Below are 21,774 nucleotides of genomic sequence, written 5' to 3'. Positions count from 1 at the left end.
GAAACGAAGTGTTAAATAAAATCTATCAATTGTAAAAAATTAACCGTTAGATATATCAGTGTAGGTAGTGCATGATTTAACCAACCTGAAACACTTTGATTACAAAGAGAGTTAAATGTGATCCGTACAGATGAAAAGCAAGCTGTTAAGACCTCCCTTTTTGCGTCGAAAGCGCCGCTTGAGTGGGCTATCACGCACAATGGAACACTCTATACCGCGCAGATCCCGATAGATCAAAGCGGCGCAGTCGTTGAAGGAGGGATCGACGCTCAGACTCGCCAGACATTGGACAACTTGGTTCACACCTTGGAGTGCGCCGGTGAGTCGTTAGATTCTGTGCTACAGGTGCTGATCTACGTGACGGATCGCGAGTATCTCGCCACAGTTAATAAACTTTACGCTGAATATTTCAATGCCCCATATCCCAATCGTGCTGCCATGGTCGTCGCCGGGCTGGCACGGGAAGATATGTTAGTTGAGCTAGTGGTTTACGCCGCAGTGAAGGAATAAGGAAGTGATGATGACAATTAAAGCAGAGCAATCTCTCTATATCGCTGGGGAATGGCAATCTGGCCAGCATACTGTGGCTAACATTAACCCATCGGACATTAGCCAGAACCTGGGGTATTTTGCCCAAGCCAGTCAAGCACAGGTACGGCAGGCAATTGCTGCGGCCAACAATGCTCAACCTGAGTGGGAAAAGACACCTTTAGAGCGTAAGTTAGCGGTACTGCAAGCTATTGGTGATGAGCTTATTGCCCGTTGTGATGAGCTAGGGCGTTTACTTTCAAGCGAAGAAGGCAAACCTTTTGCAGAAGGTCGCGGTGAAATTTACCGTGCCGGTCAGTTCTTTCAATACTATGCCGCAGAAGTATTGCGTCAGGTGGGCGATAACGCCGCGTCTGTACGTCCGGGCGTTTCTGTTGAGGTAACCCGCGAAGCCGTGGGGACTGTGGCTATTATCTCACCTTGGAACTTCCCGACAGCGACAGCGGCTTGGAAAATTGCCCCAGCTTTGGCATTTGGTAACAGCGTGATTTGGAAGCCCGCCAATCTGACCCCGGCCAGTGCAGTTGCGCTAACCGACATCATCGCCCGGCAAGACCTGCCAGCAGGCACATTTAACCTTGTATTAGGCAGCGGTGCTGAGGTCGGCGATACATTGATTAATTCAACGCAAATCCAAGCGGTGAGTTTTACCGGATCGGTGGATACTGGTCGTAAAGTGGCTGCTGCTACTGCGCCGAACTTTGTTCGTTGTCAGCTAGAGATGGGCAGTAAGAACGCGCTTATCATTGCTGATGATGCCGATATTCATACCGCTGTGGAAGCCACTATTGCTGGCTCATATTCTGGCGCGGGTCAGAAATGCACGGCCTCATCGCGCTTGGTCGTGATGGATAGCATTCATGATGCTTACGTAGAGGCGCTAATCAAACGCATGAGCGAGCTAAAAGTGGGTCATGCTTTGGAAGAGGGTGTCTTTATGGGACCAGTGGTTGACAGCAAGCAGCTGGAAGCCAACTTGGGCTGGGTAGAAACAGCCCGACAAAGTGGTGCTGAGTTAGCTGTTGGTGGCGAGCGTTTGAGCCTGAAACATGACGGTTACTATATGTCGCCTACGCTGTTCCTCGATACTCAAAACAGCTGGGAAGTAAATCAAGAAGAAGTTTTTGCCCCGATGGCCTGTGTTATCAAGGTATCGGATCTGGACGAGGCTATTGCAACCGCTAACGATACCCGCTTTGGCCTGACAGGCGGCATTATCACCCAAAGCCTGCGCACCAGCGCATTGTTCAAAGAGCAGATCCAAACCGGTTGTGCGATGGTGAACTTGCCAACTGCAGGAACGGATTATCACGTACCGTTCGGTGGCCGTAAACAGTCAAGTTTTGGCCCTCGTGAACAAGGCCAGTATGCCAAAGAGTTCTACACCGTTGTGAAAACGGCGTACCAGCGTCCTTACTAAGGAGTGGCCTATGTATCAGCAGCAAATAGTCATTGATGGGTTGCAGTACTGTCACTGGGATCGTGAATATTTCCAAACGCTGAAAGCAAGTGGGATCCATGCGGTTCATGCCACCTTGGTGTATCACGAGAATGCACGAGAAACGCTAACCCGCTTTGCCGAATGGAACCTGTTATTCGAAAAAAATGCGGATTTAATTATACCCGTGATGTCGATGGCAGATGTCGAAGCGGCAAAAGCACAAGGTAAAGTCGGAGTCTTGTTTGGGGCGCAAAACTGCTCGCCGATTGATGATGAAATTGGCTTAGTTGAAGTGATGCGTCGTCAGGGCTTATTGATTATGCAGTTGACCTATAACAACCAAAGCCTGCTGGCGACAGGTTGTTATGAGCAAAACGACAACGGTGTGACCCGTTTTGGTAAGCAGGTTATTGATGAAATGAATCGTGTCGGCATGGTCATTGATATGTCGCACAGTGCTGAGCGTTCGACGCTGGAGGCGATAGATTTATCTTCAAGGCCGATCTGTATTAGCCATGCTAATCCGACGTTTGCTCATGATGCGCTGCGTAATAAATCTGATGCGGTTATCAAGGCATTAACTAACCGTGGTGGTTTACTTGGCTTTAGCTTGTACCCGTTCCACTTGCCAAATGGCAGTCAGTGCTCATTGGAAGACTTCTGCCAAGTGGTTGCCCGTACTGCTGATATGGTCGGGGTCGAATATTTGGGGATCGGTAGTGACTTGTGCCTGAACCAGCCACAGTCAGTGTTGGAGTGGATGCGTAATGGCCGTTGGTCGAAAGCGATGGATTATGGTGAGGGTTCGGCCGGTAATTCAGGCTGGCCTGATGCTTTACCTTGGTTTAGCGGTAGTCGTGGGATGGAAAACATCTACAACGGGCTGATCAAGACTGGATTCAATGAAGCGGAAGCAGGCCAGATCATTGGGGGTAACTGGTTCAACTTCTTGCAGAGCGGCCTACAGTCTGCGGAGTAAGAACAGAAAGGGCCTATCACTCCTATAATCTCAAGGGCCCGTTTGCTTTCTTCGGCGAAAGCAAATTGATCTTAGTTAAGCTATTTATTCATTTATTCCAGACAAATCCACTCACAGCTGGAGACACTTGATGTCTGACCTCACGAATACAATAAAGCCAGAAGCAACCAACACTGGATCTTTACAATCAGAGAAAAACAAACATGAATCCTTGATCGATAAATTGGGTATTAACAATCCTGTTCTGTGGCTAAGTGGCGGATTTATAGCGCTTTTTGTCGCACTGGCGATATTTGACCACGAATTACTTTCCACTATTGTCAACACGGGTTTTTCATGGGCGGTGAAATACTTCGGCCCGTACTGGCAAATATTGCTGTTAATGACTTTCTTATTAGCCATCGCTCTAGCTGTAGGTAGAACTGGGCAAGTTAGGCTGGGTAATTTAGATAAACCTGAAATAGATGCTTTCCGCTGGATTGCTATACTGCTCTGTACCTTACTAGCGGGTGGTGGTGTATTTTGGGCTGCGGCTGAGCCAATAGCTCATTTTGTTAGTGCGCCACCTTTATATGGTGAGGGGGCGACGCCATGGCAGCAGGCCATTAACAGCCTGTCGCAATCTTTCATGCATTGGGGATTTTTGGCTTGGTCGATTACAGGCTGCTTGACGTCTATCGTGTTCATGCACCTGCATTATGATAAAGGTCTACCGCTGAGGCCTCGTACCTTGCTTTATCCTTTATTGGGTGAGCGCGCGCTGAAAGGTGGCATTGGTGCCACTATCGATGCATGCTGCATTATTGCCGTGGCAGCCGGTACCATCGGACCTATCGGCTTTCTGGGTTTGCAGATCAGTTATGCCCTTAATGTGTTGTTCGCTATTCCTGATGGCTTTACCACCCAGTTAATCATCATATTGTTTGCCATCACTATTTATACCATTTCTGCTCTGAGTGGTTTGAATCGAGGCATTCAAATTCTCAGTCGCTGGAACATTATTCTGGCTGTCGGTCTGATGGCTTACATTTTGTTGGTCGGCCCAACAAGCTTTATTGTCAATGGTTACCTGCAAGGTGTGGGTACCATGCTGGACAACTTTATACCAATGTCTACTTACCGTGGTGATGAAGGTTGGTTAAGTTGGTGGACTGTCTTTTTTTGGGGCTGGTTCCTCGGCTACGGCCCGATGATGGCTATTTTCATCTCGCGTATATCCCGTGGACGTACGATCCGCCAATTGGTACTGACTCTTGGTGTGATTGCACCTTTGGTGACTTGTTTTTGGTTTACCATCGTCGGTGGTACTGGGGTGGCCTTTGAAATTGCCGACCCTGGCACAGTCAGTAAAGGGTTCGAAGGCTTTAATTTGCCTGGTGCTTTATTGGCTATCACTCAGCAACTGCCTTTCCCGACAATTGTATCGCTCCTGTTCCTGATACTGACAACCATTTTTATTGTCACTACCGGTGACTCAATGACCTATACGATCAGTGTGGTGATCAGCGGAGAAACTGAACCTAATGCCTTTATCCGTTCTTTCTGGGGCGTAATGATGGGTTTGATTGCCTTAATTTTGATTTCCCTTGGTTCCGGTGGGGTGTCGGCCCTGCAATCTTTTATCGTTATTACTGCCGTACCGGTATCGCTGATTTTACTGCCGTCGCTATGGGATGCACCGAAAATTGCGATGAAGATGGCCAAAGAGCAAGGGGTTTAATACCAAGCTTTATAAGTACTTATTCTAGATAGATATAGATCCATCATGCCTCGAAAGGGGCATGAAAAACAGCAGCTAATATATGAGTAACATTCCCGGGCGGTAGTTGGACGCCTATAACCAGAAACATAATTATAAAATTGATGGTGAGCAATATGGATGCACATCGTTCCTTGAAATCTGATGACACTCTACGTCAACCAGAAGTCGTTATGGCGCCTGAAAGGTTGGGGGCTATGCACCAAAACCGTATTAGTTTTGTTCGTTACTTGGTTCGTCAAATGGCCCAAAAAAACTGGCAGGTTAATCAACATGATTGGCAATTGTCGCCTGAAGGTTATGGCTACGCTATCTACCGGCTTGAAACACAAGAAAACCAATATCATCTTGTGGTGTTCTGTGACGAAATCAGTGACGAAGAACGCAACGATCGTGTGATTGCCGAAAAGTGGGACGTGACGCTCGCCTTGGTTCATGGTGAAGTCACTCCGCAACTGCTAGCGCAACTTCAAGCAAATGTGCCTTTGCAGGAGGCCGGTCGCAATCCAAACCGTGCCTTGGTATTGGCACGTGCCAACAAGAGTGTGCGGGTGTTCGATCACCTAGTTTCGAGCCTTGCCCAAGGCCAACAACCTGATCCGCAACAGTTAGCAAATGTTGGCTATATTCTGCGCACGACGGCGGTGTATGGTAATGGCAAGTTTGGTATTGCAGATTTCAAATTGCTGGAAGACAACCCAGATTTTAACCAGTCTTTCAGTGCCCAGATGTGTGCAGTTTATTTGCTACGTGAATTTAGCTTGGATTGGGTCGATTACCTAGCCAAGCAGCGCGGTGGAGAAAAAGCTGTATCTCTTCACCGTTCGTTGCAGCGTTATCTTGGTGTGGGTAATGCAACGGGATTGGGTATGGCACCATATCTGATCAATCACCCTTGTATCGTTGATAATTGGATGACTACTCGTGAAGAAGCATTAGCAGAGATCTTGAGTCAGCCATTTGATGAAACCAAAGTCATTGTATTATGCCAACTGCTTGCGCAGGCCAAGACTCACCTTTCCCAGGTAGTAACGAGTGATGAACATCAGCGTGAGTTGAACAAGCTGGCAGTAGAGGAGTTGGTGATCTTCCGCAATATAGTTACAGGCTTGGCGGTTGATCAGACTCCGGATTGGCAGGCTGTTGTCGCCCAATCTCAGGCAATGAGTTTGGAAACGCAGGAAATCCTCCTTTCTTGTGTGATGGAGCTTTACCCTGACATTGCCGATTCATATCAAGATAAAATGAACGGTGATGAAACTTTGTCACTGACCAGTGGTAAGAAAGTACAAGATCTCATACAGCTGCTTGAAAGCAGGTATCGCTGGGCCATTGAAACGGATTTTCAACAACCAGAGAACAATTACTGGTTCTGGTATCGCTCACAAGATAAAGAGGAGCCCCGACTTGGAGTGCGTGGAGTAGAAGCTGGGGAGGAGCGTGAGCTGCCTTTGGATATTGGTCGTCAGGTATACTGTTTATATGGTGCTTTGCTTAAGGCCGATTCTGAACACACTCTTGCTGAGTTCTTATTATCAAATCCTGAGTATCGTGGTATTGCAAAGCGGGCCTGGACACTTGGCAACAAAGTGATGGGTGACATCCAGATGAACGTACTGCACAAGGCTTCACTTCCTATGCACCTGCTACGCTGCAAGTTAGCTGTATTCGGTGCGACGAAATTCGACCCGCGCTCAGATCGTTGGGTTCAAGTGACTTTTTTCCAAGGTGCGCCACTTTTGGATGAAATCCACGATGGCGGATGGTTATTTCCTATTCTGCCATCGGCACAAGAGCTAGCAGGAGAGGCAAAATGATTGTATCCCATAACGAGCTTGTCACTGCTGTTTACAAGGCATTTTTAGGATTACGCCGTTGTTGTGGTGAAGCGGATGTCATTGCCAATATGGTGGCTGATTTGCAGATGGTCGGCCTTAATGGTGTTGGACACTTTAATAAGGCGCTCCCTTATCTTGCCGGCGAAAAAGATGGCCCGATCACATTAACTAAGCCAGCCTCTGACCGTATTGATGTCGATATGCATGGTTCCAGCTTGGTTTGTCATTTACCTAACATCCTTGATTATGCTGTTGAGCAATTGGTACACACTAAGTCATTAACCATCCATGTCCGCCATTGCCATAACCGTTGGCTCGCTTACAGCGAGTTGGTTAAGTTAGCGGCCAAAGGTCTAGCATGCAAAGCACAATGGAAAAATGGCTCTGATGCCAAGCAGACACGTTACATATTGAATAAGGGCTGTGTGTTCCCAGAGCTGTTTCAGTCTGAGGAAGTAACTAGTAGCGATGAAAGCCATCATGACATGATAATTGAATTGTCGGTTGCTGATTTCAGCGTGTCTTCATCGGGTGTTACTGGTTTTGTTCGACTTGACTCAACAAGCTTGCGGGATACTTATGTCACGGCGTGGAAAGAAGGCATTGAGGTTGACGACGTTGGCTGGCAACAGCTTAAGCAAGCAGCAAAGGTATTCTTGGTTGAAAACAGTGAAACATCGGCCAAAGGTGCTGGAGAGCTGATTGTGTAATTAGCGACTCAAGAATAAAGAAAACGCCCCTTATTGAATCTTAATAAGGGGCGTTTTTATATCATTGGGCGATTTGCCTTAATGCGCTTATAAACTCGGTAGTAGTTGCGAAGGCATCAAGGTGTTGTAATGTGCTTCCAGTAGGAGCTCGTTGGCTTTTTCAATATCTGGCGCAAAGTAGCGGTCCTTATCGTAAAAGCTCACACGGGCCCGTAACATTTCTTTGGCTTGCTCTACGCGCTCTGAACTGTGGTTCGGCGAGCGGAAATCCAAGCCTTGAGCAGCAGCCAGTAATTCGACGGCTAAGATCCCGCGGGTATTTTCTGCCATGTCCTTGAGTCTTCTACCCGCAAAGGTTGCCATCGAGACATGATCTTCCTGGTTGGCGGACGTCGGCAAACTATCAACAGAAGCTGGATGGGCGAGAGTTTTGTTTTCACTTGCCAGTGCTGCAGCGGTAACTTGGGCTATCATAAAGCCGGAATTTACGCCGCCATTATCGACCAAGAAGGGAGGTAATTTACTCAAGCCGCTATCAATTAACAGCGCCATTCTGCGTTCTGACAAACTCCCGATCTCGGCAATGGCCAATGCAAGGCTATCTGCAGCCATTGCAACTGGCTCGGCATGGAAGTTACCACCCGAAATAATGTCACCATCATCGGCAAATACCAGTGGGTTGTCCGAAACGGCATTGGCTTCAATTTCAAGAATATCGGCAGAATGGCGGATTTGTTGTAAGCAGGCCCCCATTACTTGCGGTTGGCAGCGAAGTGAATAGGGATCTTGGACCTTGTCACATTGCTGATGTGATAAGCCAATCTCACTGTCTTTGTCTAGCATATGGCGGTAAGCTGTTGCTGCATCAATTTGACTACGATGGCCTCGTACTCGGTGGATACGCGGATCGAAAGGTCGTCGGCTACCAAGTGCAGCATCTACCGACATCGCACCACAGACGGTGCCTGAGGCATACAGATCTTCAGCGGCAAATAAGCCTTCAAGAGCAAAAGCGGTTGAGGCTTGGGTGCCATTGAGCAAAGCCAGCCCTTCTTTTGGTGCCAGCGTAATAGGCTCAAGCCCGGCTATCTTGAGTGCTGCAGCACCGCTGATGATTTCGCCATTGTGGCGAGCCTGGCCTTCACCGAGTAATACCGTGCTCATATGTGCCAGCGGGGCGAGATCTCCCGACGCACCGACGGATCCTTTTTGTGGAATACACGGGTACACTTCGGCATTGACCAGCGTTATTAGTGCATCAACGACTTTAGGACGGATCCCCGAGTAGCCTCGAGCAAGGCTGTTGATCTTCAAGGCCATCATGAGCCTGACAGTATGATCTTCCATTAATTTGCCGATGCCAGCGGCGTGAGAGAGAACGATACTGCGCTGTAGTGTTTCTAAGTCTTCGACCGCGATACGGGTATTGGCAAGTAGCCCAAAGCCGGTGTTGATCCCATAAACGACTCTGTCTTCTGTGATCACTAGTTCTACGGCTTTGGTACTTACCAACATATCGTCATAGGCAGATTTGTTTAGTGACAATGTCACTTTATGGCGATTGATGTGTCGCAGCTGTTTGAGCGATAATTTTCCCGGGTTGATTTCAATTTGGTACATACAACGTCCTTAGGGTGTTATACCCAAGTAATTCTCGCTGAACCAAGCATCATGAATTTACTTGGGTATATTTATTATTTTTTTTGGGTTGATGGGATCATTGGTAAATCTAAGCCTTGTTCCTCGGCACAGCTAACTGCGATGTCATAACCGGCATCGGCGTGGCGCATCACACCTGTGGCTGGGTCATTGCGAAGTACCCGGCCGACACGTTCAGCAGCATCTTCAGTACCATCACAAACAATAACCATGCCCGAATGTTGCGAGAAGCCCATACCAACGCCACCACCATGGTGTAGGGATACCCAAGTCGCACCGGACGCGGTGTTGAGAAGGGCGTTGAGCAATGGCCAATCTGATACGGCATCGGATCCATCCATCATGCCTTCTGTTTCACGGTTCGGGCTAGCGACAGAGCCTGAGTCGAGGTGATCACGGCCAATAACGATTGGCGCTTTAAGCTCGCCATTTTTAACCATTTCGTTGAAGGCTTTACCTAGACGGGCACGGTCTTTTAGCCCCACCCAGCAGATACGGGAAGGCAAGCCTTGGAACTGGATCTTTTCGCGGGCCATATCGAGCCAGTTGTGGAGATGAGGGTTATCAGGGATCAGCTCTTTGACTTTTTGGTCTGTCTTGTAGATGTCTTCCGGATCGCCTGATAGTGCCGCCCAGCGGAACGGACCAACACCTTCACAGAACAATGGGCGAATATAAGCTGGCACAAAGCCGGGGAAATCAAAGGCATTTTCAACACCGACCTCAAAGGCCATCTGGCGGATATTATTACCGTAATCGACAGTCGCTGAACCTGCTTTTTGCAAAGCCAACATCGCTTTGACCTGAACGGCCATCGATGCCTTGGCGGCTCTGACCACTTCAGCTTCGTCTTGCTGGCGCATCTCTGCTGCATGCTTCATGGTCCAGCCCTGTGGCAGGTAACCATTTAGCGGATCATGGGCCGACGTTTGGTCAGTGGTGCCATCTGGAACAATGCCACGGCGGGCAATTTCAGGGAACACATCTGCAGCATTGCCAAGTAGACCAACAGAAACGGGTTTACCTGTTTGCTTGGCTTCCTCGATGATAGCTAAGGCTTCATCTAATGAGGTTGCTTTACAATCAACATAGCCAGTACGCAAGCGGTAGTCGATTCGGCTTTCATCACACTCAACAGCTAGCATTGAGAAGCCCGCCATGGTTGCGGCTAATGGTTGAGCGCCGCCCATACCGCCAAGGCCACCGGTGAGGATCCAGCGACCCTTACTGTCACCATTAAAGTGCTGTTTTGCCATGGCAACAAAGGTCTCGTAGGTGCCCTGAACGATGCCTTGTGAGCCGATATAGATCCAGCTGCCCGCGGTCATCTGGCCGTACATCATTAAGCCTTCTTTATCGAGTTCGTTGAAGTGTTCCCAGTTAGCCCAGTGTGGGACTAAGTTTGAGTTGGCAATGAGTACCCTTGGCGCATTACTGTGGGTTTTGAATACACCGACAGGCTTACCAGATTGCACCAGCAAGGTTTCATCTTCTTCAAGGCGCTTTAACACCTCAACAATTTTGTCATAGCACTGCCAATTCCTTGCAGCACGACCAATGCCGCCATATACCACCAAAGCGTGTGGGTGTTCCGCGACATCGGGATGCAGATTGTTCATCAGCATTCTTAGCGGGGCTTCGGTTAACCATGACTTGGTATTTAGCGTAGTGCCTGTCGGGGCAATGATAGTCCGGCTTTCGTCCAAGCGTGGCTGGGTATCTTGTGTCATGTGGCTCTCCTTGCAAAGCTGTCAATGTAATAGTTTAAGAAGACAGCGGTGTTCATTAACGTAGGGCACGGGCGATGGTCCAAGCCAATCGCGCAGCGAGTCGTGCGGTTTGGTTGTCTATATCAAAACGCGGATTGTATTCCGCCATATCGGCAACCAGTACTTTCTTTCTTCCTGTGGTGGTTTCGGCAGAAAGCACCGTGTTGAGCAATGGTTCGATGATTTCCTGTGGGACGCCTCGCGCGGCAGGCGCACTGACTCCCGGTGCGGTACTGGCAGGGAATACATCAATATCTATGGTGAGGTAGAGGTAGTCGCACTGGTCAATAAAGTGCTCCAGCGATTCGATAATCAGCGGCAATCGCTGGTGGGTAAGTTCGCAATCATCGAAATACAACACGCCCATTCTGTCGGCTTTGTCATAAAGCGCTTGGGTATTACTGGCTCGACTCAAGCCAAGACAGGCATAGTTGAAAGGCCAGCCTTGTAATTCACAAAAGCGAGCGATTTGCTGGAAAGGCGTACCAGAACTGCCTTGCTCTGCAGATGAACCAGAAGGGGGGTTACGCAGATCAAAATGGGCATCAAAGTTGATGACGCCTATTTTCGGTGCTTTAGTGACAATACCCAACTCTTCAGGTTCTAGCTCATCTTTTGGGGTCTGTTGCTTTTGCAATACGTGCTGTTTTTGTAATAAATAGTTACCAAGCCCCTGGAAAGTACCCCAAGCGACTTCGTGACCACCTCCAAGCACAATCACTTTGTGGTTTTGGCGAAGGGCACGGCATACATCTTCTCCGAGGCGTTGCTGGGCAAGTTCGAGATTACCGTCGTTGCAAAGAATATCACCACCATCATAGGCGGGCTCGGTATGGTGCCAAGCTAGATTCGCCAACGCTCTTCGAATCGTTATTGGTGCATCAAAGGCACCGGTGCGGCCTTTATTACGCGATACGCCTTCATCACAGGCAAAACCGAGTAGCATGATACCGGGCTCATTCACTTCATCAGCAGGCTTGATCACTTCATGCCAACGTAGTCCGAGGCTACCATCTTCTGGATCGCTACGACCTTGCCAGACCGTCATATCAACTGGCATATGATGCTCCTTATCGCTCTGAGTGTTGGTGAATAAATAGATCACCATTGACTACCCGCGCTTTGAGATCTGGCACACCAATGCGGTATGACAGCTCAGCTGGATGAGATAGATTCCAAATTGCTAAATCGGCTTGCATTCCTTCGCGGATTTGTCCGCGAAATTCGCTCATCCCAAGTGCTTGGGCGGCATTTGTGGTAACGCCTTGTAGACATTCTTCCGGTGTCATTCGGAAGAATGTGCACGCCATATTCATCATGGTGCGGATAGACGCGATAGGGGATGTACCGGGGTTGAAGTCGGTGGCAATCGCCATTGGAACATTAAGTTGACGTAACTGATCAATCGGTGGCATTTGGTTCTCCCGGAGAAAGTAAAAGGCTCCAGGAAGTAGGGTAGCAACGGTGCCGCAGGCCGCTAGTGCTGCAACGCCTTCGTTATCAAGGTATTCAATATGATCGACAGACAAGGCGCCCATTCGGGCTGCCATTGCGCTGCCGCCTAGGTTGGAAAGTTGTTCAGTATGTCCCTTGATAGCAAGGCCGTGTTTTTGGGCCGCGCGGAATACTTGCTGACACTGTTGTGTACTGAAACCGATGCCTTCACAGAAGACATCAACGGCGTCGGCTAAGTTTTCTTGGGCTGCGGCCGGGATAATTTCATCACAGACGAACTGGATGTAGCTGTTGGGATCATCGGAATATTCTGGAGGTAGAGCATGGGCTGCCAGCAAGGTGGTAGATACGTTGATGTCAGGCATCTCCCCAATACGTCGGGCAACTCTGAGCATTTTTAGTTCGTCATCAAGGGTAAGGCCATAGCCTGATTTGATTTCAACGGTTGTTACCCCGTCATTCTTCAACCCTTGCAAGCGCTGGCGGGCCAGCCTGTACAGGGTATCTTCCGATGCTTCACGGGTGGCCTTGACGGTCGACAGGATCCCGCCGCCGGCCTTGGCTATTTCTTCGTAGGGCACGCCGTTGAGTCGCTGCTCAAATTCAGTTGCCCGATTGCCGGCGAAAACGAGGTGGGTATGACAATCAATCAGGCCAGGAGTCACCAGCGCTCCCTGGCAATCAACCACATCAGGGTGCCCATGGCAGTCAAAATGTTCCTTGTGGCCGGCAAAGGCGATACGGTCTTTTTCGATACCGATCATGGCATCGTTGATGACTTGGTAGCCAGTATCGCCATCGAGGGTGATCATATTGATATTTGTCAGCACTCTATCCATTCCGTGACCCTGAAGTTATTGACTATTTTTAGTGGTTGTTTCTAGAAGCGGTTTCTAGAGTTCATAATGTATATACAAATAAATAGGCAATTTGATATTGGAATTCAAGGTGGGATGTAAATGAAATGTGATCGTACTTGTAATTAATTGCTGACAATTGTTGGGTTATGAGAGGGATCGCACGTTTGATCTTGGTCTAGCCAGCACAAAATAAAAATGAGCAACAGATTACGTGCATAGGAGCTGTATGAGTTGTTCTAGCTACTTTCCACCGCACCTACTTGAGCTCGCGAACTGAGTTTGTACTTGTTGCCCGGGTGATAGAGTAGGGCGGTACTGATTAAGTTTTTGTTGCTCCAGGTGCGACGGTTGAGCAGCAAGCAGGGTGAGTACTGACTGACGTTGAGCAGCTCGGCAATACGTTGAGGAGGTAATAGTGCTTCGACAACATGCTCAATATCGCTGAGCGGACAGGCTTTGACCAAGTATTCATTGGGTGTTTGTGTACTGAAGTCTTGTTTGATATAGGCCGGTGCGTGTTCAGGGTTGACCCAGCGCTCTTCGAGCTGGATCGGCAAGCTATTTTCGAAATGGACGATTTGGGTGAAATATACCTCTGTGCCTTGGCGCACACCCAGTCGAAGAGCAATATCTTCGGTTGCGTGAATTGTCGACTGTGAGATCACATCGGATGAATAGCGATGCCCACGATTTTTGACCTCATCGGCAATATTGCGGATTTCCATCAATGGCGATTCAGCTTTTTTATTACAGACAAACGTGCCTAACCGTGGGGTCCGTTCGAGGAAACCTTCCTTTACCAGTTCGGTAATGGCTTTATTGGCTGTCATACGACTGACCGAAAATTGCTCGGAGAGTGCCATCTCGGTGGGGATTTTATGACCGGGTGGCCATTGGCGAGCATGAATCCGTTCCAATAGGTAAGTCTTGATTTGCTGATAACGAGGTGACTGAGCCATAACACTTTCCTAATTGCCTATACAAATCAAAGCAACTTTCTTCCTTAATTTCAAGTATTGATTGCTACAACCGTGAAATGACTACAGTTTGCTTAGGCTAACCCAATGCGGATAATCATTATGACGTTGGGATCCGTATCAATGCGGTGATTTATCTCTATGTCGTTAGCTTTTGCCTTGTACCCAAGCGAGTTGGGAATATAAGAAAATAATTGAGGCGTGGCTTTGCAAAGTGTCACAGGCGTTTGTTATAGTTGCTGCTTCGCTCAGCCATTTTGGTCTGCTCAGTATTGCAGCTCCGGATTTCTGAGCTTCTTTTATTTAGCTCTCATAGCTTTATATTGTTAATTCAACATGTCTTGCTTGGTGTGCAAGACCACTGTGAAAGGATATTTACATGCCTGTAATTACTCTTCCTGACGGCAGTCAGCGTCAGTTTGACAACCCAGTATCTACAATGGAAGTCGCGCAATCGATCGGTCCTGGTCTTGCGAAGGCAACTATTGCCGGTCGCGTTAATGGTAACCGTGTCGACGCGTGTGACCTTATCGAAGAAGATGCTAGCCTTGAAATCATCACTGCCAAAGATGAAGTAGACGGCCTTGAGATTGTTCGTCACTCTTGTGCTCACCTTCTTGGCCACGCGATTAAGCAGCTTTACCCTGAAGCGAAAATGGCGATTGGTCCAACGATCGACAACGGCTTCTACTACGACATCGACCTCGATGAGTCGCTTACGCAAGAAGATCTTGAAAAGATTGAAAAGCGTATGAAAGAGCTGGCGAAAACCAAATACCAAGTTATCAAGAAAAAGGTAAGCTGGCAGGAAGCACGTGATACGTTTGAATCACGTGGCGAACCGTACAAAGTGGAAATCCTTGACGAGAACGTTTCTCGTGATGACCGCCCGGGCCTATACCACCATGAAGAATACATCGACATGTGTCGTGGTCCACACGTACCGCACATGGGCTTCTGTCAGCACTTTACACTGCTGAACGTTGCTGGTGCTTACTGGCGTGGTAACAGCGACAACAAGATGCTTCAGCGTATCTACGGTACGGCTTTCCATGATAAGAAAGCACTTAAAGCGCACCTTACTCGCCTAGAAGAAGCGGCTAAGCGTGACCACCGTAAAATCGGTAAGCAGCTAGACCTGTTCCACATGCAGCAAGAAGCACCGGGTATGGTGTTCTGGCACCACAATGGTTGGTCTATCTTCCGTGACCTTGAAGTATTCATCCGTGAAAAACTGACTGAATACGGTTACCAAGAAGTGAAAGGTCCGCTAATGATGGATCGCGTGCTTTGGGAACGCTCAGGTCACTGGGACAAGTACGCAGAAGCAATGTTCACGACGTCTTCTGAGAACCGTGAATATGCTATTAAGCCGATGAACTGCCCAGGCCACGTTCAGATCTTTAACCAAGGTCTGAAATCATACCGTGACCTACCGCTACGTATGGCTGAGTTCGGCTCATGTCACCGTAACGAACCATCTGGCGCACTACACGGCATCATGCGTGTACGTGGCTTTACTCAGGATGATGCCCACGTCTTCTGTACAGAAGAGCAGGTTCAGGCTGAAGTAACCAGCTGTATCGAGATGGTTTACGACACATATCAGACATTTGGCTTCGATAACATCGTTGTTAAGCTGTCTACACGCCCTGAGAAGCGCGTAGGTTCTGATGAAATGTGGGATAAAGCAGAGTCAGATCTAAAACTTGCGCTAGAATCAATGGAGATCCCTTACGAGATTCAAGAGGGTGAAGGTGCGTTCTACGGACCGAAAATTGAATTTACTTTGCATGATTGTCTAGATAGGGCTTGGCAGTGCGGCACAGTTCAGTTAGACTTCGCACTCCCTGAACGTCTAGGTGCAACTTACGTTGGTGAAGATAACGAGCGTCATACGCCTGTTATGATCCACCGTGCTATTCTAGGTTCACTAGAGCGTTTCATCGGTATCCTTATTGAAGAATATGCTGGCTTCTTCCCAACTTGGTTGGCGCCTCAGCAGGCGGTTGTGATGAATATCACAGATAGCCAGGCAGAATATGTTCAACAAGTAGTCGAAAAACTTCAAAAATCTGGAATTCGTGTCAATGCGGACTTGAGAAATGAGAAGATTGGCTTTAAAATTCGCGAACATACTTTGAAGCGTGTACCATACATGCTCGTGTGCGGTGACAAAGAAGTCGAAGCAGGCGAAATTGCAGTACGTACTCGCAAGGGTAAAGATTTGGGTAAATTTAAGATTGACGATCTTGTTGCATACTTGCAGCAAGAAGTTAGCAGTCGCAAGCTCAATGTTGTGGAGGAATAAGGTATTAAAGGCGGAAGAAGAACCCAAGCACCAGTTAAGCAAAATGCACATCGCTTAAATGGTGAAATTCGTGGCGTACGTGAAGTACGTTTAACTGGTCTAGACGGTGAATCAGTTGGTGTTGTTTCTATTGAAGAAGCAGTAAATCTTGCTAATGAAGCTGGTGTAGACCTAGTTGAAATCAGCCCGAATGCCGAGCCACCAGTTTGTCGTGTGATGGACTATGGCAAGTACCTGTTCGAAAAGAGCAAGGCTGCTAAAGAGCAAAAGAAAAAGCAGAAACAAATCCAGATCAAGGAAGTTAAATTCCGACCTGGTACAGACGAAGGCGATTATCAGGTAAAACTGCGCAACCTGAGTCGCTTTTTAGAAGAGGGCAACAAGGGCAAGGTCACACTGCGTTTCCGCGGTCGTGAAATGGCCCACCAGAGTCTTGGTATCGAGCTTCTAAATCGTATTAAGGAAGACCTAATCGACCTAGCGGTTGTTGAAAGTTTCCCTAATCGAGTAGAAGGTCGTCAAATGACGATGATGCTTGCTCCAAAGAAGAAGTAATTAAGGCATTCAAGTAGCTAAAAGCGCTGCTTTATAGCAGCGCTTTTGTTCGCCTTACTACTATGTTATTAACTATCAACAATGCGGAGTCTCATCATGCCTAAGATGAAATCCAACAAAGGTGCTGCTAAGCGTTTCAAGAAAACTGCTGGTGGCTTCAAGTTTAAGCACGCAACTAAGCGTCACATCCTGACTAAACGTACTACTAAGAACAAACGTCAGCTTCGTCCAAACGCTATCCTTCCTAAGTGTGAAGTGGCAGCTGTTGCACGTATGCTTCCGTTCGCTTAATCGTTTTTAGTTTTATTTTTTTAATTTTAGTTAGGAGTCTCCTATGCCTCGCGTAAAACGTGGTGTACAAGCACGTGCACGTCACAAGAAAGTTCTTAAACAAGCTAAAGGTTACTACGGTGCACGTTCACGTGTTTACCGCGTAGCTTTCCAAGCTGTTACTAAAGCTGGTCAATACGCTTACCGTGACCGTCGCAACAAGAAACGTACTTTCCGTCAACTATGGATTGCACGTATCAATGCTGCTGCTCGTCAGAACGGTATGTCTTACAGCCGTTTCATCAACGGTCTTAAGAAAGCATCTATCGAAATCGATCGTAAGATCCTTGCTGATATCGCTGTATTCGACAAAGCTACTTTCGCGGTACTAGTTGAAAAAGCAAAAGCTGCACAGTAATTAATTACTGTTTAGTTTGATGTTGAAAGGAGAGCCTAGGCTCTCCTTTTTTCGTTTGGTTATAATAATACCAACCTACATAAATATTTGATCAACGACTTATCTTGATTGGTATTATCCATGCCACTTTGTTGTCGGATCAGGTTGATCCTGATCTGCAATAACCGGCTCAACCTCTCTCCCTTCAATGATGCTAGAGACGATGCTCAAGGGCATCGTGAGTGCGATAATGTGCGCTGTCGGTTTCCCTCCAGAGCAACAAGTCACAGCCGGTACCATCAATTAAGCCAGCCTTGAGAGAAAATGGTGTTTTTTTCACGCAATCCAACGGTTTTCTTACGATTGGGTTTGGATTTAGACGCATGTTTCTTTAGTATGTATCGTTACGCGAATTTATATCTCCCTAAAGGACGCCACCTGTAGGTGGATGAGGAAACGATGCAACATCTAGACGAGATTATTGCCAACGCAACGGCAGCTATCGAGCAGGCTGATTCATTAGTCGCTCTGGACGAAGTGCGTGTCCAATATTTGGGCAAAAAGGGTGAATTGACCCTTCAACTTCAAGGTTTGGGTAAACTTCCACCAGAAGAGCGTCGCTCTGCTGGTCAGGAAATTAACAAGGCTAAAGGTGCCGTTCAGCAAGCGATTGTCGCTCGTAAAGACGCACTTCAGCGTGCTGAGCTTGAAGCTAAACTAGCGGCTGAAACGATTGATGTGACCCTTCCTGGTCGTCGCATTGAAAACGGTGGCCTACACCCAGTAACACGTACTGTTGAGCGTATTGAGCAGTTCTTCGGCGAGCTAGGCTTTAACACTGAGTCTGGTCCGGAAATCGAAGACGCATTCCATAACTTCGATGCGTTGAACATTGCTGAAGATCACCCAGCACGTACTGACCACGATACTTTCTTCTTCAACCCTGATCTAATGTTGCGTACTCACACGTCTGGCGTTCAGATCCGTACGATGGAAAATGGCAAGCCTCCTTTCCGTTTCATCGCTCCGGGCCGTGTTTACCGTAACGATTACGATCAGACACATACTCCAATGTTCCACCAAGTGGAAGGTATGCTGGTTGATGAGAATGTAAACTTCGCGCAACTTAAAGGCATTCTTCACGACTTCCTATGTAACTTCTTCGAAGAAGAAGTGGAAGTGCGTTTCCGTCCTTCTTACTTCCCGTTTACTGAGCCTTCTGCAGAAGTTGACGTTAAAGGTAAAAACGGTAAATGGCTTGAGGTACTAGGCTGCGGTATGGTTCACCCGAACGTACTTCGTAGTGTGGGTATCGACCCTGAGAAATACTCTGGTTTTGCATTTGGTATGGGCGTTGAGCGTCTAACCATGCTTCGTTACGGCGTAAACGACTTACGTGCGTTCTTCGAGAACGACCTTCGTTTCCTAAAACAATTTAAGTAATCCAGAGGTTCATACACTATGAAATTTAGCGAATCTTGGCTTCGTGAGTGGGTAAACCCTGCGGTTACAACTGACGAGCTAACTCACCAAATCACTATGGCTGGCCTTGAGGTAGACGACGTACTACCTGTTGCTGGTACATTTACTGGCGTTAAAGTTGGTCAGGTTGTTGAGTGCGGCCAGCACCCAGATGCTGACAAACTACGCGTTACCAAAGTTGATGTTGGTGCTGAAGAACTACTAGACATCGTTTGTGGTGCTTCTAACTGTCGCCTTGGCCTGAAAGTGGCTGTCGCGACGGTGGGTGCAGTATTACCAGGCGACTTCAAAATCAAGAAAGCTAAGCTACGTGGCCAGCCTTCTCACGGCATGCTTTGTTCATTTACTGAACTAGGCATCGACGTTGAGTCTGACGGTATCATGGAGCTTGCTGATGACGCGGTAAACGGTACTGATTTCCGCGAATTCCTAGGTCTAGATGACGTAACTGTTGACGTTGACCTAACGGCAAACCGTGCTGATTGTTTCAGCATCCGTGGTCTTGCTCGTGAAGTTGGCGTATTGAACCGCGCTGACGTGACAGAACCAACTGCAGAAGCGGTGGCTCCATCTATCGACGACACTGTTTCTATTGAAGTGAAAGCACCTGCTGCGTGTCCACGTTACCTTGGCCGTGTGGTTAAGAACGTAAACGTTCAGGCACAAACGCCGCTTTGGATGCAAGAGAAGCTACGTCGTTGTGGTATTCGTTCAATTGATCCAGTTGTTGATATCACAAACTTTGTTCTGCTAGAGCAGGGCCAGCCAATGCACGCGTTTGATCTAGCGAAGATCGACGGTGGCATCGTGGTTCGTATGGCAGAGCAGGGTGAGAAGCTAACTCTTCTAGACGGCACTGACGCTGAGCTAAACGCAGATACGCTAGTTGTGGCTGACCATAACAAAGCATTAGCTATTGCTGGTATCTTTGGTGGCGAAGAGTCTGGTGTAACCACCGAGACTAAAGACGTCCTACTAGAGTGTGCGTTCTTCGCACCAGACCACATCCGTGGTCGTGCTCGTAGCTACGGTCTACACACTGATTCTTCAATGCGTTTCGAGCGTGGTGTGGATTACGCACTACAAGTGAACGCGATGGAGCGTGCCACACAGCTTCTAGTTGAAATCTGTGGTGGTGAAGTTGCCCCTGTTGTTGCTCAGGAATCTGAAGCAGATCTTCCTAAGCCAAACACGGTCGCATTACGTCGCACAAAACTCGACAACCTACTAGGCCACCACATTGCCGATAGCGATGTTGTTGAGATCCTTGAGCGTCTAGGCCTGAGCGTTGAAGCAACAGAAGCGGGTTGGACTGCAACTGCACCGACATGGCGTTTCGATATCGCCATCGAGCAGGATCTAATTGAAGAAGTTGGCCGTATCTACGGTTACGACAACATTCCAAACCAGAACCCAGCCGCTGCTCTTAAGATGCACAATCATGTTGAAGCGAATCTTCCGCTTAAGCGTGTACGCAACTTGCTTGTTGACCGTGGTTACCAAGAAGCGATCACATACAGTTTTGTTGAACCAGAACAGCAGAAACTGATTGTTCCTGGTGTTGAGCCGCTAATCCTGCCATTCCCAATTTCTGCGGACATGTCAGCTATGCGCCTTGGCCTAATCCAAGGCTTGCTAAACACTGTTGTTCACAACCAGAAGCGCCAGCAGCCACGTGTTCGCCTGTTCGAATACGGCCTACGTTTCATTCCTTGTGAAAACGCTGAGAACGGCATGCGCCAAGAGCCTATGCTAGCGGGTGTTATCGCGGGAACGCGTAGCGAAGAGCATTGGGACATCGAAACCAACACCGTTGATTTCTTTGACCTGAAAGGTGATCTGGAAGCTGTTCTTGAGCTTTCTGCTAACGAGAAGGCATACAGCTTTGCGGCCCTTTCTTCTGAAAATAAAGAGCACAACCCTGCGCTTCATCCTGGCCAATCTGCTGCAATTATTGTAGATGGTAAAGAAGTGGGTGTGATCGGTACAGTACACCCAGAGCTTGAGCGCAAGTTCGGTCTGAACGGCCGCACTATCGTGTTCGAAATCGAGTGGTCAGCGATCAACACTAAAGTGATCCCAGAAGCTGTTGCTCTTTCTAAGTTTCCTGCTAACCGTCGTGACATTGCGGTTGTTGTTGATGAAGCTGTCGCTTCTGGCGACATCGTTAACGCTTGTCTAGAAGCGGGCGGTGAATTCCTAACTGACGCTAAGCTGTTTGATGTTTACGTAGGTAAAGGCGTTGAAGAAGGCAAGAAGAGCTTGGCTATCGCCCTAACACTTCAGTCTCTTGAGCGTACACTGGAAGACGCTGACATCGCAGGCTCTGTTGATGCGATTGTTGCCCATGTATCAGAGAAGTTTGGTGCGTCACTTCGTGACTAATTAAGCTGATGGATTGCTAAAAACCCTGCCAGTTAGGCAGGGTTTTTTTTGCCTTGAATTTGCCAGATGAATAAACCTGATAACGATAGGGGGGAAATCATACCTATCTGGATAAGTCGTTGATCAAGTATTTGCACTGGAAAAATCGTTGTTATCAAGGCCGATATTGCAGTAACTAGTGGCTCTAATTACAAAATATCTACCGCAGAGAACAGCGATTTTAACCTGCAAGACTGATCAAATATTTATGTCGGTTGGTATAATGTTTCGGCCGAATTGAGATGAAGCAGAAAAAGGTGTGTTTTTAAGTCATTGTTTTATAAATTTATCCCGAACGTTGTAATTTTTTTGATCTGAGTCTAAATACTGTAACTTTCT

17 protein-coding genes are annotated in these 21,774 nt (G+C 47.9%); 12 read left to right on the top strand and 5 right to left on the bottom strand.

The genetic code is table 11. The annotated features are described in order from the left end of the window. Positions 1–117: 117 nt before the first annotated feature. From ACVA53_RS05530 to ACVA53_RS05505, 6 genes are all read left to right on the top strand, one after another. Complete coding sequence (locus ACVA53_RS05530; RefSeq protein ID WP_255041526.1) at positions 118–510, top strand: RidA family protein; 393 nt, start codon at positions 118–120, stop codon at positions 508–510. A gap of 7 nt (positions 511–517) precedes the next feature. Further along, positions 518–1,969 carry an aldehyde dehydrogenase family protein gene (locus ACVA53_RS05525; protein ID WP_446504679.1) on the top strand — a complete coding sequence of 484 codons (1,452 nt, stop codon included), beginning with the start codon at positions 518–520 and terminating at the stop codon, positions 1,967–1,969. Between the two features lie 10 nt (positions 1,970–1,979). Continuing rightward, a complete protein-coding gene (locus ACVA53_RS05520; RefSeq protein ID WP_446504678.1) occupies positions 1,980–2,969 on the top strand; it encodes a membrane dipeptidase in 990 nt (329 codons plus the stop codon). Between the two features lie 130 nt (positions 2,970–3,099). After that, positions 3,100–4,689: a BCCT family transporter gene (locus ACVA53_RS05515; protein ID WP_446504677.1), complete on the top strand. Its 1,590-nt coding sequence runs from the start codon at positions 3,100–3,102 to the stop codon at positions 4,687–4,689. A gap of 155 nt (positions 4,690–4,844) precedes the next feature. Next, positions 4,845–6,545, top strand: a complete 1,701-nt coding sequence (locus ACVA53_RS05510) for a hypothetical protein (RefSeq protein ID WP_446504676.1) — start codon at positions 4,845–4,847, stop codon at positions 6,543–6,545. Next, on the top strand, positions 6,542–7,276 hold the full coding sequence (locus ACVA53_RS05505) for a DUF3726 domain-containing protein (protein ID WP_255041532.1): 735 nt from the start codon (positions 6,542–6,544) through the stop codon (positions 7,274–7,276). The genes ACVA53_RS05510 and ACVA53_RS05505 overlap by 4 nt, the downstream gene beginning before the upstream one ends. 87 nt (positions 7,277–7,363) lie before the next feature. Here the strand turns inward: ACVA53_RS05505 and hutH are convergent, their stop codons facing one another. The 5 genes from hutH to hutC all read right to left on the bottom strand — a co-directional run bounded on the left by hutH (position 7,364) and on the right by hutC (position 13,978). Next, positions 7,364–8,896: a histidine ammonia-lyase gene (hutH, locus tag ACVA53_RS05500; RefSeq protein ID WP_255041533.1), complete on the bottom strand. Its 1,533-nt coding sequence runs from the start codon at positions 8,894–8,896 to the stop codon at positions 7,364–7,366. Positions 8,897–8,970: 74 nt separating this feature from the next. Then, positions 8,971–10,665, bottom strand: a complete 1,695-nt coding sequence (gene hutU / locus ACVA53_RS05495; protein ID WP_255041535.1) for a urocanate hydratase — start codon at positions 10,663–10,665, stop codon at positions 8,971–8,973. Positions 10,666–10,720: 55 nt separating this feature from the next. Further along, the gene (locus ACVA53_RS05490) at positions 10,721–11,764 is read right to left on the bottom strand and encodes a formimidoylglutamase (protein WP_255041537.1); all 1,044 of its coding nucleotides are present in this window, start codon (positions 11,762–11,764) and stop codon (positions 10,721–10,723) included. 10 nt (positions 11,765–11,774) lie between these two features. Then, a complete protein-coding gene (hutI, locus tag ACVA53_RS05485) occupies positions 11,775–12,998 on the bottom strand; it encodes an imidazolonepropionase (RefSeq protein ID WP_446504675.1) in 1,224 nt (407 codons plus the stop codon). 257 nt (positions 12,999–13,255) lie between these two features. Then, on the bottom strand, positions 13,256–13,978 hold the full coding sequence (gene hutC / locus ACVA53_RS05480; protein ID WP_255041540.1) for a histidine utilization repressor: 723 nt from the start codon (positions 13,976–13,978) through the stop codon (positions 13,256–13,258). A 397-nt stretch (positions 13,979–14,375) separates the two neighbouring features. Here hutC and thrS point away from each other — a divergent pair, with 397 nt between their 5' ends. The 6 genes from thrS (at position 14,376) to pheT (ending at position 21,396) form a co-directional block, all read left to right on the top strand. Next, the gene (gene thrS / locus ACVA53_RS05475) at positions 14,376–16,307 is read left to right on the top strand and encodes a threonine--tRNA ligase (protein WP_255041541.1); all 1,932 of its coding nucleotides are present in this window, start codon (positions 14,376–14,378) and stop codon (positions 16,305–16,307) included. Between the two features lie 3 nt (positions 16,308–16,310). Next, positions 16,311–16,862, top strand: coding sequence for a translation initiation factor IF-3 (infC, locus tag ACVA53_RS05470; protein WP_107348196.1), 552 nt, complete (start codon positions 16,311–16,313; stop codon positions 16,860–16,862). 96 nt (positions 16,863–16,958) lie between these two features. Further along, positions 16,959–17,153: a 50S ribosomal protein L35 gene (gene rpmI / locus ACVA53_RS05465; protein WP_036832349.1), complete on the top strand. Its 195-nt coding sequence runs from the start codon at positions 16,959–16,961 to the stop codon at positions 17,151–17,153. 43 nt (positions 17,154–17,196) lie between these two features. Beyond that, positions 17,197–17,550: a 50S ribosomal protein L20 gene (rplT, locus tag ACVA53_RS05460; RefSeq protein ID WP_107348195.1), complete on the top strand. Its 354-nt coding sequence runs from the start codon at positions 17,197–17,199 to the stop codon at positions 17,548–17,550. Positions 17,551–17,988: 438 nt separating this feature from the next. Then, entirely contained in the window at positions 17,989–18,972 is a 984-nt protein-coding gene (gene pheS / locus ACVA53_RS05455) for a phenylalanine--tRNA ligase subunit alpha (protein WP_107297789.1), read from the top strand. Positions 18,973–18,990: 18 nt separating this feature from the next. After that, positions 18,991–21,396 carry a phenylalanine--tRNA ligase subunit beta gene (gene pheT, locus ACVA53_RS05450; RefSeq protein WP_446504674.1) on the top strand — a complete coding sequence of 802 codons (2,406 nt, stop codon included), beginning with the start codon at positions 18,991–18,993 and terminating at the stop codon, positions 21,394–21,396. Positions 21,397–21,774: the final 378 nt, after the last annotated feature.

It is taken from the genome of Photobacterium sp. DNB23_23_1 (genome assembly GCF_052873815.1).
This window is presented reverse-complemented; position numbering and strand designations above follow the sequence as displayed.